At 26.4% G+C, this 15,076-nt stretch carries 22 protein-coding genes; 16 read left to right on the top strand and 6 right to left on the bottom strand.

Features of this window, described 5'->3' with window-relative positions; translation table 11 throughout:
* Positions 1–55: 55 nt before the first annotated feature.
* Together tig and R5Z65_RS03265 are read right to left on the bottom strand one after the other, a co-directional pair.
* On the bottom strand, positions 56–1,345 hold the full coding sequence (gene tig / locus R5Z65_RS03270; RefSeq protein ID WP_317367044.1) for a trigger factor: 1,290 nt from the start codon (positions 1,343–1,345) through the stop codon (positions 56–58).
* A gap of 75 nt (positions 1,346–1,420) precedes the next feature.
* On the bottom strand, positions 1,421–1,978 hold the full coding sequence (locus R5Z65_RS03265) for a phosphatase PAP2 family protein (protein WP_317367043.1): 558 nt from the start codon (positions 1,976–1,978) through the stop codon (positions 1,421–1,423).
* Positions 1,979–2,182: 204 nt separating this feature from the next.
* On the opposite strand from R5Z65_RS03265, the gene rplU reads away from it, so the two are divergent.
* The 8 genes from rplU (at position 2,183) to R5Z65_RS03225 (ending at position 6,646) form a co-directional block, all read left to right on the top strand.
* A complete protein-coding gene (gene rplU, locus R5Z65_RS03260; RefSeq protein WP_317367042.1) occupies positions 2,183–2,494 on the top strand; it encodes a 50S ribosomal protein L21 in 312 nt (103 codons plus the stop codon).
* Between the two features lie 16 nt (positions 2,495–2,510).
* Entirely contained in the window at positions 2,511–2,819 is a 309-nt protein-coding gene (locus R5Z65_RS03255; protein WP_317367041.1) for a ribosomal-processing cysteine protease Prp, read from the top strand.
* A 2-nt stretch (positions 2,820–2,821) separates the two neighbouring features.
* Complete coding sequence (gene rpmA / locus R5Z65_RS03250) at positions 2,822–3,106, top strand: 50S ribosomal protein L27 (RefSeq protein ID WP_317358048.1); 285 nt, start codon at positions 2,822–2,824, stop codon at positions 3,104–3,106.
* 103 nt (positions 3,107–3,209) lie between these two features.
* The gene (gene rimM / locus R5Z65_RS03245) at positions 3,210–3,713 is read left to right on the top strand and encodes a ribosome maturation factor RimM (RefSeq protein ID WP_317367040.1); all 504 of its coding nucleotides are present in this window, start codon (positions 3,210–3,212) and stop codon (positions 3,711–3,713) included.
* Positions 3,713–4,447 (top strand): tRNA (guanosine(37)-N1)-methyltransferase TrmD, encoded by a 735-nt coding sequence (gene trmD / locus R5Z65_RS03240; protein WP_317367039.1) that lies wholly within the window; start codon positions 3,713–3,715, stop codon positions 4,445–4,447. The genes rimM and trmD overlap by 1 nt, the downstream gene beginning before the upstream one ends.
* Positions 4,448–4,508: 61 nt before the next feature.
* Positions 4,509–5,432 (top strand): ribonuclease Z, encoded by a 924-nt coding sequence (locus R5Z65_RS03235; RefSeq protein ID WP_317367038.1) that lies wholly within the window; start codon positions 4,509–4,511, stop codon positions 5,430–5,432.
* Positions 5,433–5,520: 88 nt separating this feature from the next.
* Positions 5,521–6,099 (top strand): sigma-70 family RNA polymerase sigma factor, encoded by a 579-nt coding sequence (locus tag R5Z65_RS03230; protein ID WP_317367037.1) that lies wholly within the window; start codon positions 5,521–5,523, stop codon positions 6,097–6,099.
* Positions 6,080–6,646 (top strand): zf-HC2 domain-containing protein, encoded by a 567-nt coding sequence (locus tag R5Z65_RS03225; RefSeq protein WP_317367036.1) that lies wholly within the window; start codon positions 6,080–6,082, stop codon positions 6,644–6,646. The genes R5Z65_RS03230 and R5Z65_RS03225 overlap by 20 nt, the downstream gene beginning before the upstream one ends.
* Before the next feature lie 56 nt (positions 6,647–6,702).
* On the opposite strand, the gene R5Z65_RS03220 is transcribed toward R5Z65_RS03225, so the two are convergent.
* Positions 6,703–7,008, bottom strand: a complete 306-nt coding sequence (locus R5Z65_RS03220) for a hypothetical protein (RefSeq protein ID WP_317367035.1) — start codon at positions 7,006–7,008, stop codon at positions 6,703–6,705.
* A 149-nt stretch (positions 7,009–7,157) separates the two neighbouring features.
* Here R5Z65_RS03220 and R5Z65_RS03215 point away from each other — a divergent pair, with 149 nt between their 5' ends.
* From R5Z65_RS03215 to R5Z65_RS03195, 5 genes are all read left to right on the top strand, one after another.
* Positions 7,158–7,460: a hypothetical protein gene (locus R5Z65_RS03215; protein WP_317367034.1), complete on the top strand. Its 303-nt coding sequence runs from the start codon at positions 7,158–7,160 to the stop codon at positions 7,458–7,460.
* 150 nt (positions 7,461–7,610) lie between these two features.
* Positions 7,611–8,141: a DUF4364 family protein gene (locus tag R5Z65_RS03210; protein ID WP_317367032.1), complete on the top strand. Its 531-nt coding sequence runs from the start codon at positions 7,611–7,613 to the stop codon at positions 8,139–8,141.
* A 132-nt stretch (positions 8,142–8,273) separates the two neighbouring features.
* Entirely contained in the window at positions 8,274–8,549 is a 276-nt protein-coding gene (locus R5Z65_RS03205; protein WP_317367030.1) for a zinc ribbon domain-containing protein, read from the top strand.
* A gap of 30 nt (positions 8,550–8,579) precedes the next feature.
* The gene (locus R5Z65_RS03200; protein WP_317367029.1) at positions 8,580–8,864 is read left to right on the top strand and encodes a zinc-ribbon domain-containing protein; all 285 of its coding nucleotides are present in this window, start codon (positions 8,580–8,582) and stop codon (positions 8,862–8,864) included.
* A gap of 74 nt (positions 8,865–8,938) precedes the next feature.
* Entirely contained in the window at positions 8,939–9,322 is a 384-nt protein-coding gene (locus R5Z65_RS03195) for a DUF2085 domain-containing protein (RefSeq protein ID WP_317367028.1), read from the top strand.
* 38 nt (positions 9,323–9,360) lie between these two features.
* Here the strand turns inward: R5Z65_RS03195 and R5Z65_RS03190 are convergent, their stop codons facing one another.
* The gene (locus R5Z65_RS03190) at positions 9,361–9,789 is read right to left on the bottom strand and encodes a GNAT family N-acetyltransferase (RefSeq protein WP_317367026.1); all 429 of its coding nucleotides are present in this window, start codon (positions 9,787–9,789) and stop codon (positions 9,361–9,363) included.
* A complete protein-coding gene (gene coaBC, locus R5Z65_RS03185) occupies positions 9,782–10,987 on the bottom strand; it encodes a bifunctional phosphopantothenoylcysteine decarboxylase/phosphopantothenate--cysteine ligase CoaBC (RefSeq protein WP_317367024.1) in 1,206 nt (401 codons plus the stop codon). Before coaBC ends, R5Z65_RS03190 begins: the two co-directional genes overlap by 8 nt.
* Positions 10,988–11,174: 187 nt before the next feature.
* On the opposite strand from coaBC, the gene R5Z65_RS03180 reads away from it, so the two are divergent.
* Together R5Z65_RS03180 and nspC are read left to right on the top strand one after the other, a co-directional pair.
* On the top strand, positions 11,175–12,374 hold the full coding sequence (locus R5Z65_RS03180; RefSeq protein WP_317367023.1) for a saccharopine dehydrogenase family protein: 1,200 nt from the start codon (positions 11,175–11,177) through the stop codon (positions 12,372–12,374).
* Positions 12,375–12,521: 147 nt separating this feature from the next.
* Positions 12,522–13,658, top strand: a complete 1,137-nt coding sequence (gene nspC / locus R5Z65_RS03175) for a carboxynorspermidine decarboxylase (RefSeq protein WP_317367022.1) — start codon at positions 12,522–12,524, stop codon at positions 13,656–13,658.
* 70 nt (positions 13,659–13,728) lie between these two features.
* On the opposite strand, the gene R5Z65_RS03170 is transcribed toward nspC, so the two are convergent.
* Positions 13,729–14,829: a stalk domain-containing protein gene (locus R5Z65_RS03170; protein WP_317367021.1), complete on the bottom strand. Its 1,101-nt coding sequence runs from the start codon at positions 14,827–14,829 to the stop codon at positions 13,729–13,731.
* Between the two features lie 155 nt (positions 14,830–14,984).
* Here R5Z65_RS03170 and R5Z65_RS03165 point away from each other — a divergent pair.
* Positions 14,985–15,076 (top strand): sporulation transcriptional regulator SpoIIID (locus R5Z65_RS03165; RefSeq protein ID WP_317367076.1); only part of this gene is annotated, 92 nt, incomplete at its 3' end.

Genomic DNA, 15,076 nt, shown 5'->3' with positions numbered 1-15,076 from the left:
AAATATATAGGAATATCTGTTTTTTAATACAAAGTATTAAAAAAATTGAGTATTATTAAGCTTCTGGTTGAACAGAATTTTTAACTAAAAAGTCAAGTGCTTTTTGAGTTTTTAAGTCTTTAATAATATTTTCTTTTTCTTTTTCTCCAAAGATACTTTCTATTTTTTCTTTATCAATATGATAAGCTTCTGCTATACGAGTTAATTCTGCATCAATATCTTTTTCAGAAACTTTAACTTTTTCTGCTTCTGCTACGGCTTCTAAAGCTAGTCTACCTTTAACTTGTTTTTCACAAATTATACGGTAAGCCTCTCTCATATTTTCTAAGCTTTGTCCCATATAGTTTAAGTAAGATTCTAAAGATAAACCTTGAGCAGCTATGCCATTTCTAAATTCATTAATTTTATGGTCTATTTCAAGTTCAATCATAGCAGAAGGTATATTAACCTCTACTTTTTCTATTAAAGCTTCTAAAACAGCTTCTTTCATTTTTTTGTCTGCTTCTTCTTTTTTAATAGTTGTAAGCTTAGATTTAATTTCTTTTTTGTAATCTTTTAAAGATTCAAACTCTGTAGTATCTTGGATAAATTCATCGTTTAATTCTGGAAGAATTTTTTCGTTAATTTCGTTAATTTTTACCTTAAATACAGCAGGTTTAGAAGCTAATTCTTCTTTACCATAGTTTTCTGGGAATGTAACATTAACATCAAATTCGTCACCAATATTTTTACCAATGATTTGGTCTTCAAAAGTGTCTATAAAAGTTTTAGAGCCTATTTCAAGGTCATATTTTTCACCTTTTCCACCTTCAAAAGCAACACCATCAATAAAGCCTTCAAAGTCTATATTTACTAAATCGCCACTTTTAACAGCTCTGTCTGTAACAGGATTAATTCTTGAATGTTTTTCTCTTTCTCTGTTAAGGTATTCTTCAACATCATCTTTATTAACAGTAGAGCTAGGCTTTTCACATACTAAACCTTTGTAATCTGATATTTTAACTTCTGGTTTTGTATAAACGATAGCAGTAAATACAACACCTTCTTCTTTAGAAGCACTAACAACATCTATTTCAGGTCTTGAAACTATTTCTAATTTGCTTTCTTCTGCAGCTAAAGCATAAGCATCTTGTAAAACAAAGTTAAAAGCGTCATCATAAAATACTTCAACACCGTAAGTTTTTTCTATAATTTGTCTAGGAACTTTACCTTTTCTAAATCCTTTAATATTAAAATGTTTTTGGTTTTTATTAAAAGAATAATCTAAACCTTCTTGGAATTTTTCAGCACTAACAGAAAATGTTAACTTGTACTTATTAATATCCATATTTTCAATATTATTCATTTATCATATCCTCCTTAAAATCTTGGTAAAAATTACATATAATTTAATTATAGCATATATTTTAGTAAAAATCAATTATTTGTTACAATAATATTTAAAAAGTTTATATGTATTTAAATTTTTAAATATGTATATAACACCTGTTGATATTATTATACCCAATAAAGAGCCAATAATAACATCTGAAGGGTAATGTACTATTAGCAAAATTCTTGATAAAGCTATTAAAAGTGCAAATATATATGATAATATACCCCATTTTTTGTTAGTATAAAATACACAAGTAGCACCAACAAAAGATATTAAGCTATGTCCAGACGGAAAAGAAAATCCACTAGGTGCAGATATAAATGGCTGTAAAGATAGTTCTATAAAAGGACGTTGCCTTTCAAATAAATTTTTTAAAATACCATTTCCTATAATAGAGCATATAGCCAATGATACAAGCATTATTATACCGTTTTTTCTTGTATTTTTTTTTAATATTAAAATTATACCAATTATTATCCATATAAAACCTGCATCTCCAAGATGAGTTATGAAAGAAAAAATAGATGTTAGTATAGGATAGTTTGGCATAATCTCATTTATATTTAGTATAATATTTTTATCAATATTAAAAATTATATCCATATTTACCTCACATAATTCATAGTGTATTTATTATAACACAAAAAATGGATATAATGAATAATAATTTTTACATTTTTAGTTTTAAATTTGGTTATTTTATATTGACAAAAATATGTAGTAATGTTATAATATTTATTGTTTGCCGCACAGAGAGGTTTAAGCTTAGCACCAAATCTGGCGAGTTATTTTTAAGGAGGTGTACGGATGTACGCAATTATCGAAACTGGTGGAAAACAATACAAAGTTTCTGAAGGAGACATTATCAAAGTTGAAAAATTAGAGGTAGAAGCTGGTTCTTCTTACACTTTTGACAAAGTTTTAACTGTAGCTAACGGTGATGATGTTAAATTTGGAGCTCCTGTTGTTGCTGGTGCAACTGTTAATGCATCTGTTATAGGCGATGGTAAAGCTAAAAAAGTTATCGTTTATAAATACAAACCTAAAAAAGGTTTCCACAAGAAAAAAGGTCATAGACAACCTTTTACAATGCTTAAAATTGAAAAAATTAATGGTTAATTATTAGGTTTTTAAAATGATACAAGCTGTATTTTTTAAAAATAATGAAAGTATAATAGGCTTTGAAATTAAAAACCACGGGAGAGATATTGTATGTTCTGCTGTATCTATTTTAGCATTAAATACTGTCAATAGCCTTGAGGCTTTTACAGATGCTAAATACAGTTTAGATTACGATACTAATGGTGGATTTTTAAAATGTATTATAAATAAAGATAGCATTTGTGAAAAAGCTATTTTATTATTATCTAGTATGGAGCTTGGTCTTAAAGGTATTGAGATAGAGTATCCTAAAGATATTTCTTTAAAATATAAGGAGGTGTAACAATGATTAGAATTAATCTTCAATTCTTTGCTCATAAAAAAGGGGTAGGTTCTACTAAAAACGGTCGTGATTCTGAATCTAAAAGATTAGGACCTAAACGTGCTGACGGACAATTTGTTAAAGCTGGTAACATTCTTTACACTCAAAGAGGTACTAAAATTCACCCTGGTGTAAACGTTGGTAAAGGTGGTAACGATACACTTTTTGCTTTAGTTGATGGTATTGTTAGATACGAAAGAAAAGGTAGAGATAAAAAACAACTTTCTGTTCATCCTATCGCTGAATAATATAAAAAAGGTATAGCTTAGCTATACCTTTTTTATATTAAAAATTGACAATAAATATTTTTTAATATAAAATTAAATATAAATATTTAAGGAGAAAAATGATATGTCAGATTATTTTGTTATTGGTAAAATAGTTAATACACAGGGTATAAAAGGTGAAGTTAGGGTATTGCCTACAACTGATGATATAAATAGATTTAAAAAATTAAAAGAAGTATATATATCTAAACGTAGTGGTATGGATTTATATGAAATAGAAAGTACTAGATTTCATAAACAGTTTGTACTTTTAAAATTTAAAGGTATAGATACTATGAATGATGCAGAGCTTATTAAAAATACAGAAATAAAAATATCAAAAGATTTAGCCATACCTTGTGAAGAAGATGAATATTATATTGGAGATTTATATGGTATGGAAGTTTTTACAGATGAAGGTGAAAATATAGGAACAATAGAGGATATTATATTTACAGGTGCTAACGATGTATATTTAGTAAAAAAAGATGATAGCCAAATTTTAATACCAGCTATTAAACAATGTATCTTAAATGTTGATGTAAAAGAAAAAACTATGAAAGTACATCTTTTAGAAGGGCTAAGATAATGAATTATTATATTTTAACGTTATTTCCAGAAATGGTATACAATGGTTTAAACCATAGCATTATAAAAAAGGCAATAGAAAATAATATAATAAATATAAATTGTATTAATATAAGAGATTTTTCTAATAATAAGCACAATCAGGTAGACGATTATGCTTATGGTGGTGGTGCTGGTATGGTTATGAAACCAGAACCTGTGTATAACAGTTATTTAAGTATAAAAGATAAAGTAAAACAAGGTACAAAAGTTTTATATATGACACCTCAAGGTAAATCCTTTAATCAAGAAATGGCACATAGTTTATCTAAGGAAAAAGATTTAATAATTTTATGTGGGCATTATGAAGGAATAGATGAAAGAGTAATAGAGGAAATAGTTACAGATGAAATATCTATAGGAGATTTTATACTAACAGGGGGAGAGCTACCTGCAATGATGCTTATAGATAGCATATCTAGGTTAGTGCCAAATGTTTTAGGAAAAGAAGAAAGTTTTTTAAATGAAAGTTTTAGTGATAATTTATTAGAATATCCAAACTATACAAGGCCTTTTGTGTTTAATGATAAACAAGTTCCAGAAATATTATTATCAGGAAACCATAAAAAAATAGAAGAATGGAAAAGGCAACAATCTTTGGTTAGAACGTATAAAAAAAGACCAGACCTTTTAAAAAAGTGTATTATAACAGAAAAAGAAAGGATATTTTTAGAAGATTATTTTAGAAATAATTGATATAAGCTATGTATTTTGTTATAATATAGTAAATTACTATAATTAGATTTTAGGTGATGTTATGTTAGATGTTTGTTTATTAGGGGTTGGGGGTATGATGCCTCTACCAGATAGGTTTTTAACATCTATGTTATTTAGATTAAATGGAAAAATGTTACTTATAGACTGTGGAGAGGGTACACAAGTTACAGCTAAATTACTTGGTTGGGGATTTAAAAACATAGATATAATTTGTTTTACACACTTACACGCAGACCATATATCAGGGTTGCCAGGGTTATTACTTACCATAGGTAATTCTGGTAGAGAAGAAAATCTTTTAATAATAGGACCTAAGGGTACAAAAAGGGCTTATGATGGATTGTCTACAATTTTTCCAGAGTTACCATTTAATGTAGATATAATAGAGATTGACATAGATGAAGAAAATAATATAAGTGAAGAAATAAATATAAGTGGATTTAATATACAAGCTATGTTTATGGAGCATAAAATACCTTGTTTTTCTTATAAGATAGAGGTTAAAAGAACAGGGAAGTTTTTGCCAGAAAAAGCTATAAGCCTTAATATACCAAGAGAGCTATGGGGCGTACTACAAAAAGGTAATGAGGTAGAGCATAATGGTAAAATTTTTAAACCCAATATGGTTTTAGGAGAAAATAGGACAGGTATAAAGGTATGTTATTGTACAGATAGTAGGCCTTTAGAAAGAATGCACAGCTTTATATATAAGTCAGATTTATTTGTTTGTGAAGGGATGTATGGAGAAGAAGAAAAAAAAGAAGGTGCAATAGCTAAAAAACATATGATATTTAGCGAAGCAGCAACTATGGCTAAATATGGTAATGTAGACGAGCTTTGGCTTACACATTTTAGCCCAGCTTTAACACAACCACAAGAATTTATACAAAATGCAACAAATATATTTAAAAATACCATTATAGGATATGATAGAATTTCTAAAACTATATATTTTAAAGATTAGAAAAATTTTGTAAACTTTTAATAAAAATTATCGTATAATTGTTATATGCTAAAATAATAATTAATTTAATATATACGGAGTGATGAAAATGAATGTAAAGGATTTGACAGATTATGAACTTGTGCAAAAGTGTTTAAATGGAGAAAAAGAATACTTTTCAGAAATAATATCTAGAAAAAAAAATTTAGTTTATTCTGTTGTTTTAAAAATGGTAAATAACCAAGATGATGCAAATGATTTGGCACAAGAAGTTTTTATAAAAGTATATAAAAATTTAGATAAATATTTTCCAAATTTTAAGTTTTCTACTTGGATTGTAAAAATAGCTACAAATCACGTTATAGATTATAGAAGAAAGAAAAAATATGAAACAGTACCTATGGAAGAGGTAGAATATAAGCTTATATCAGAAAATACACCAGAACAAGATTGCTTAGAAAAAGAGGAAAGATTACTATTAAACCAGGTATTAAATAATTTACCAGATATTTATAAAGTTCCTATTATTTTATATCACCAACAAGGACTTAGCTATCAGGAGATAGCAGAAACTATAAATGAGCCTTTATCTAAAGTGAAAAACCGTATTTTTAGAGGTAGAAGATTACTAAAAGAAGAACTTTTAAAAATGAAAGAGGGTGAGGATATTGGATTGCAACAAAGTTAATAAACTTATGATGGATTATATGGACTCTAATATTTCAGAAGAAGACAATTTTTTATTACAAAAACATTTAGAACAATGTGATGAATGTAGAGAAAGTTTTGAACTTTACACTCAAATATTAGATGAATTTTCCTTAGATGCAGACTATATTATAGAAGCACCTGAAGATTTTGAAATTAACATTATGAAACAAATAGAACATATAGAGCCTAGATATATTAAGGAAAAAACTAAAAAGAATATGGTAGCATATGTATTTTTAGGAATGACATCTTTAATGTTTTCTCTATTTTTGATAGTATCTTTAAACAAGGAAGTATTTTTATCAAAACCAGAACAATATCCAATTATATGTAGATATTATAAATTTTTTGAAAACATATTTAATATATCTATAGATACATTAAATATAACAGATATGATATCCTTATTAAATACTATATTACCTTATATTATAGAAGGGTTAAAATACACATCTATAATAACAATAATATGTATCATAATAGCACATTTTTTACTCCGCAGACGAGAAAGTTTAAAAATATAATATAAAGCCTGTATAAAATTTAGTTTTGTACAGGCTTTATATTATATTTTTAAACATTAAATAGCATTATGAGTAAATGCAGCAATAGAGTTTGTAGGTATAATAGCAATAGCTCCTAAAGGATTACCGCTACAACCATAGCTTTGGTTATAGTTATATCTATAACCAGAACAGCTAGAGCCTAAAGGGCAAGATGGTGCATCTCCAGCATTAATAAGTAACCTTACAATGCAGTCACTAACAGATATTAGAACACCAGTAAATCCACTACCAGAGTAACCACCACTTGTAGTAAAAATAGTAACAGTTTGACCTATATATCTACAAAGGTCTTCTTTTGCAGAGCACATCCAGTTATCCATATTTTTTACCTCCTTTTTGTTTATATAATATATTATGTAAATTATAATTAAAGGTTACGGTTGTATACAATATATTTATTTTAAATAACTGTAACAAAATTATATAAAAACCATAATATACATTAAGAAGCTTGAAAGGGGGAATTAAAGTGAACGATAATTGCTTATTAGATGGTTTAACAAGATATATTGGTCAAACAGTAACAATATTTACAACAAGTGGTGGATGCTCCGGTAATGGATTTACTGGTGTGTTAGTTGCTGTAAATGATAATTATGTAAAATTAATAACAAATATAGGTGCTGCTCCTAGCTGTCCTTTAGGCTCTAGCTGTTCTGGTTATGGATATAACTATAACCAAGGTTATGGATATGGATATAATAACTGGCTTGGGTCTGTTACAGAAATACCAATATCTAAAATAGCAAGCTTTACTCATAATGCTATTTAACAAAAACGAGAAAAAACTCCTTACTAATAGACTATACTTTATAGTCTATTAGTACATAAAAAATTTTATAAATAATTATTAAATATTATCGACATAATAAAAATTTTATTGTATAATAATCGTAAATATAAAATTTAAGAGGTGTTATAGATGAAAAACTCTTCACAGTTAGCAGAAAGTAAGCTTATAATAATGTATATGTTACATAAAATAAATTTACCTATGTCTTTATCTTATATACAAGAGTTTGCTTTAGCTTCTGAATATATGGATTATTTTTCACTTTCCAAATACCTTAGTGAGCTTACAGAAAGTGAGTATATTATAAAAAATATAGAACACAATAAAACCACTTATACAATATCTAAAAAGGGGTATAAAACATTAAATTTATTTGAGAATCTTATTCCTAATTCTATAAAACAAAAAATAAATGAATATGTGGCTATTAATAAAAATCAAATAAAAAAAGATTTAGATATAGTAGCTAATTTTACAGAAAATAACAACGAATATACAGTAAAATGTGCTGTATATGAAGACAAAAAACCACTTATAGAGTTGAGCTTAAAAGTTGCATCTAAAAGATATGCTAATACCATATGTGATAACTGGAAAAAAGATGCCTCTAAGTATTATTTATCTTTTATGAAAACTTTATTAAATAGTGATGAAAAATAGGCCATATTTAATTAATATGGCTTTATATTTTATTTAAAATCAAATGCTAAAATTACATACAAAAATATTTTTATTGAAAAAAACAGAAAATAATGGTATAATGTATAAAAATTAAATTTAGGAGAGATTTTTGTGTTTTGTAAAAATTGTGGAAAAGAGGTAAAAGATGATAGTAAATTTTGTCAAAATTGTGGTGTGCTTTGTAATGATACATTAGATACAGGTAATAATGGTTATATGTGTTTAGGTTGCTGTGTACCTATTGCTGGTATTGTATTATATCTTGTGTGGAAAGACCAAAAACCATTAACTGCTAAAAAATGTATACAAGGATTTTTATTATATTTACTTTTTTTGGTATTGTATATAATTACAGTTTTTATTTTATCTATGTTTGAAGTAATGTAATATAAGTATTAATTTTAGGGAGGAATAATTATGTTTTGTAAAAATTGTGGAAAAGATATACCAGACAATAGTGTAACTTGTCAAAATTGTGGTGCATCAGTGGGAAATCCTATAGATACAGATAATATAGGATATTTCTTTTTAGGTTGTTGTATACCAGTTGCAGGTATTATTTTATATTTTGTATGGAAAGACCAAAAACCTAAAAACGCTAAAAAATGTATCATAGGTGCATTAGTTAGCATAGGAGCTGGGGTTATATTCTATTTAGTGTATATATTATTAATAGTTGGTATTATGTTAAATTTTGCATAATATTAAATAAATGTATTTTAGCTGAAGATTTTATCTTCGGCTTATTTTAAAAGAGGTAGTTTTAAGGTGTTGTTATGTACAATAAGTTATCAAAATTTTTAAAAATACTTTTTATGTGCCATTGTAGAGCAGATAGGTCATTTTTTTATAAGGGAAAACAATTTCCTATTTGTGCTAGATGTACAGGTGAGCTTATAGGAATGATATTTGCTATACCAGTAGCATTTAAAATAAAGAATTTAAGGTGGGTATATATTATATTATTAAGTTTACCACTTATAATAGACGGATTTATACAGCTTATAACTAAATATGAAAGTAATAATTTTAAAAGGGTTGTAACGGGGTTTTTATTTGGAATAGCTTTTATATTTATTTTTTTAAAATTTCATTATTTTGCAGTTGAAATTGCTTTAAAAATCGTAAGTATTATTAAACCAGATAAGGCTATTTTATAAAATATATATTATTTAATATGAAGTATAAAAAGGAGCTTTTAAAGCTCCTTTTTATACTTCATAACTAATTCTATTTCATTTGTATTTTTATCTAATTGCTCTTTTACAATACTAAAGTTATGGTTTTTATAAAATTTTATTGCATTATTATTATTTTTATATACACTTAAATATAATTCATCATATAAATTTTTTATATAATTAAGAAGTTTACTTCCAACACCTTTATTTTGGTATTCTTCTTTAATAAAAATTCCTTCTATATATTTTTTATTAGTTCCAATAAATCCAATAATATTATTGTTTATTTCATATACATAAATCTCTGATGTTGGCAATAATGTTTTTACATAATCAAAGTTGTTAACCCAGTAACTTTCATCTATAAAATTATGTGTTTTAACATTGGCATTAAGCCATATATCCATAAGATTATCTAAATCATCTATATTAAATATTCTAATCATTTTTATCTCCATTGTTAATTATAGTATTTATAATTTTATTGGCAAGCTCAAATTTTGTTAATTTTCCAAAGGATATATAATTATCACTTGATATAAGGGTTGCTATATTTGTGTCTACATTAAATCCAGCACCTTCTTCTTTTAAATTGTTAGCTACAATATAATCTAAATTTTTGTTAGTAAGTTTTAGCTTAGAATTTTCTAAGAGATTTTCTGTTTCCATAGAAAAACCACATAATATTTGACTTTTAGGTTTATTTTCTCCTAAGTATTTTAAAATATCTTTAGTTTGTTTTAATTGCAAGGTATTATCATTTACCATATGTTTTTTTACTTTTTCTTTATGAACATTTAAAGGGGTAAAATCTGATACTGCAGCAGTCATAAAAATTATATCAAAGTTTTTATGTATATCTTTAAATATATTAAACATATCTTCTGCCGATATAGTATTTATAATATTAGTAAACATAGGTGCAGGTGCAGTTGTTTTTCCACATACTAAAGTAACATTAGCACCTTTTAACATACACACTTTTGCAAGAGCAAATCCCATTTTACCACTAGATGGATTTGTAATATATCTAACGGGGTCTATATATTCACAAGTAGCACCAGCAGATATTAATATATTTTTGCCTAACATAGTTTTTTCAAAGGCAATTTCTTTTAATATATATTCAAATAAAATGTTAGGCTCTGGCATTTTACCTATACCATTATCATTACAGGCCAAAAGACCTACAGCAGGTTCTATAACTTCAAAATCATAATATTTTAATTTTTTTATATTATCTTGAGTTATTTTATTTTCATACATATTTGTGTTCATAGCAGGTGCGATTATTTTTTTACATTTAGATGCCAATATAGTGGTAGTAAGCATATCATCTGATATTCCATTAGCCATTTTTGCAATAACATTAGCAGTAGCAGGGGCAACCATTATAATATCAGCTTTTTTTGCTAAAGATATATGCTCTACATTATAGTTAGACTTTTTTTCAAAGGTATCTACAACGCATTTATTTCCACTTAAAGTTTCAAAGGTTAAAGGAGATATAAATTGAGTAGCATTTTTTGTCATTATAACATTTACATCTGCACCAGATTTTTTTAGCATACTAACTAAATTTGCCACTTTATAACAAGCTATACCACCAGTAACACCAATTACAATACATTTTCCTTTTAACATAGTGCTTCTCCTTAGTTTTTTATATATTTTAACATAAAATATTTATTATTTATATATTTAACAAAAAATTTTTAATTATTTTTGTAAAAATCTTGATTAATTAAGTTTTATTTTGTATAATTAATTTTACACAAACAATTTTATATTGTTATATATAAAAATAATTATTTTGGAGGATAAAAAAGAAATGGGAAAAGCCTTAATTATTGGTGCTGGTGGAGTTGCTAGTGTTACAGTTCATAAATGCTGCCAAAATCCAGACGTTTTTGAAGAAATTTGTATTGCTAGCCGTACAAAGTCTAAATGTGATGCTTTAAAAGAAAAGCTTGATGGAGGACGCACTAAAATATCAACAGCTCAGCTTGATGCAGACAATGTTGATGAAATTATTGCTTTAATTAATGAGTTTAAGCCAGATGTTGTTATAAATCTTGCATTACCTTATCAAGATTTAACTATAATGGACGCTTGTCTTGCTACAAAAGTACATTATGTTGATACTGCTAACTATGAGCCACTTGATACTGCTAAATTTGAATATAAATGGCAATGGGCTTATAGAGAAAAATTTGAAAAAGCTGGTATAACTGCTCTTTTAGGTAGTGGTTTTGACCCAGGTGTTACAGGAGTATTTTCAGCTTATGCCTTAAAACACCATTTTGATGAAATACATTATATAGATATTTTAGATGCAAATGCAGGTGACCACGGTCATCATTTTGCTACAAACTTTAACCCAGAGATAAATATTCGTGAAATTACATCTAAAGGTAGATATTTTGAAGAAGGCAAGTTTGTAGAAACTGAGCCTATGGAAATTAAAAGAGTATATAATTTCCCAGAAATAGGCGAAAAAGATATGTATCTTTTATATCACGAAGAGTTAGAATCTTTAGCTGTTAATATAACAGGTATTAAAAGAATAAGATTTTTTATGACATTTTCTGAAAAATATTTAACTCATCTTAAAGTGTTAGAAAATGTAGGTATGACAAGTATTGAACCTATCAATTTTGAAGGGAAAGAAATAGTACCTATTCAATTTTTAAAAGCTATTTTACCAGACCCTGCAAGTTTGGGGCCTAGAACAAAAGGTAAAACAAATATAGGTTGTATATTTAAAGGTATAAAAGATGGAAAAGAAAAAACATACTACCTTTATAATGTTTGTGACCACGAAGAATGCTATAAAGAGGTTGGCTCACAGGCTATTTCTTATACAACAGGTGTTCCAGCTATGATTGGTGCTATGATGATTATGACTAAAAAATGGGATAAAGCAGGGGTATATAACATAGAAGAGTTTGACCCAGACCCATTTATGGAGGCTCTTAATAAATGGGGACTTCCTTGGAAAGAAAGCTTTAATCCTGATATGGTAGAATAATATTCTAAATATAATCCCACTTCATATGAAGTGGGAATATCTATTTTTTAATGTAAAGTATTCAAAAACTTGATTAATATAGATTAAAAATTTAATTTAATAATTAAAGGATAATTAATTATTTCAAAAAATTATAAGGAGGAAAAAATGAACATAGATTTTAATAGTTTAGAAACACCTTGTTATATTGTAGATGAAAAATTATTAAGAAAGAATCTTGAAATATTAAAGTATGTACAAGATAAGACAGGGGCAAAAATTTTACTTGCAACAAAGGCTTTTTCTATGTTTTCTACATTTAATATTATTGGAGAATATTTAGAGGGGGTAACTTCTAGTTCGCTATTTGAGGCTAGACTTGGATATGAAGAAATGGGAAAAGAAGTTCATATATATTCTCCAGCTTATATGGAAAGAGATTTTGATGATATATTAAAATATAGCGACCATATAGTTTTTAATAACTTTAATCAATATAAAAAGTATAAACAAAAGATAGAAAATAGTGGTAAAAAAGTAGAAGTTGGTATAAGAATTAACCCAGAGTATTCGGAAATAGAAACAGATATGTATAATCCTTGTTTTACAAATTCTAGAATGGGTACAACTTTAGAAAATTTTGAAAAAGAATATATAGAGGGATTAGATGGATTACATTTTCACACTATGTGTGAACAAAATTCTGATACATTAAAGCGTACTATAGAGGTTGTAGACCAAAAATTTGGTAAATATATTAAAAATATGAAATGGCTAAACTTTGGTGGTGGGCATCATATTACTAGAGATGACTATGATTTAGATACACTTATAGAATGTATTATGTTTATAAAAAATAAATATGATATAGATGTGTATTTAGAGCCAGGAGAGGCTATTGCTCTAAATACAGGCTTTTTAGTATCAACTGTTTTAGATACTATGAAAAATGGTATGGATATAGCTATATTAGATACATCTGCTACTTGTCATATGCCAGATGTTTTGGAAATGCCATATAGACCTAAAATAATAGGTGCAGGAGAGCCTAATGAATATGAGTACACTTATAGACTTGGGTGTCCTACTTGCTTATCTGGAGATGTTATAGGAGATTATTCTTTTAAAGAGCCATTAAAAGAAGGAGATAGATTAGTTTTTTGTGATATGGCAATATATTCTATGGTAAAAAATAATACGTTTAATGGAATAAACTTACCATCTATATATTTTAACACAGAAAAAGAAGGTGTAAAGTTAATAAAAAGATTTGGATATGAAGATTTCAAAAATAGATTATCTTAGTATATAAATAGATAAATTATAATTTGATAATATAAAAAGCATAGAAAATATATTTTCTATGCTTTTTATATTATTTTTTTGATTTTCTATATCCTGCATTTATAGCTTCTTGTTCTGTGTCAAAATAAACAATGTTTTCTGGTTTAATTTTATTATAGTATTGTTGGTGTTGTAAATGATAAATTTTAGAATTTTTATTTCCTTTAATTTTACCAGTATTTGATGATGTTTCTATAACTGGTTTTTGCTTAATATTATTTGTTGTAGTATTTTCAGTAGAAATTTCTGTAATTATATTGTTATTTTTCCATAAGCCTAAGTTTTTTTCTCTTGCTATTTTTTCTAATTCAATAAAATTTTGTTGGTATCCAACATTAGGTGGATAAGTAGATACATTTGCATATCCATTTTTAACTAAAATGGAATTAAACATATTTTTTTCTATTTCATCTTTTGTAGGAGTAATATTAGCAGGTTTATTTAACCAAACAAAACGTAATAACCTACCATATTTATCTGTATCAGAAGCATCTTTTTGCAAATATATTTTTTTTCCATTTAGTTGATTTTTTGTAAAATTACTAGCTTCTTTACCATAATATTCTACACCTTTTTTGGGGTGTTTTGTTTCTGGAGTGTTTACACCAATTAAACGTACAGTGTAGATATTTCCATTAATATCAACCTCTATTGTATCGCCATCAACAGTTTTTGTTACAGTAGCTTCTTCATAAATAAAATTTTCATAATTATTTCCAATAGCTACAGTTTTATTTTTTTGGTCCCAGTTTATAGTTTCATTAAAGCTTTCTGCTATAAGACGTACAGGAACTAGAGTTCTTCCATTAACAATGATAGGAGAAACATCTGATTTTTTTACTTCGTTATTAATTATATAATCTTGAGAATTTATTTTTAGGATTAAATTAATACTATCGTTATTAATTTTTATTTCTCTAGTTTCTTCTAGCCATTCTACATTATAGCCTAAAGTTTGGGAAATAACTCTAACAGGGACATAAGTTCTTTCATTATAAATTTCTGGAGGAACATCTGTTTTTATATAATTGTTATTTATCCATAATTTAATTTTAGTTTGAGCATTTATAGGAACTGACATAAAAATAATTAAATTTAAAAATAAGTATAATTTTATAAATATAGTTTTCATAATAATTTCTCCTTTAAGTATTTAGAAAAACATATAAATAATAATACTAATTATATATAAATAGTAAAAAAATGTCAATTATAAATTTATATAAAGGAATATATTAGTAACTTTTTCATATAATTAAACATGTTATTTTTTAGGAGGAGTTCTTTTTGAAGCCTTATATAGAACAAAGGGCAGTAGATGTAGCAAATTTTATTATTAATAAAAATGCTACTGTTAGAGAAACTGCTAAAAAGTTTGG

Source organism: uncultured Tyzzerella sp. (assembly GCF_963558545.1).
Taxonomy (GTDB): Bacteria; Bacillota; Clostridia; order Lachnospirales; family CAG-274; genus Tyzzerella.
Note: the sequence above shows the minus strand (reverse complement) of the source record. Positions and strands in the feature narration are given on the sequence as shown.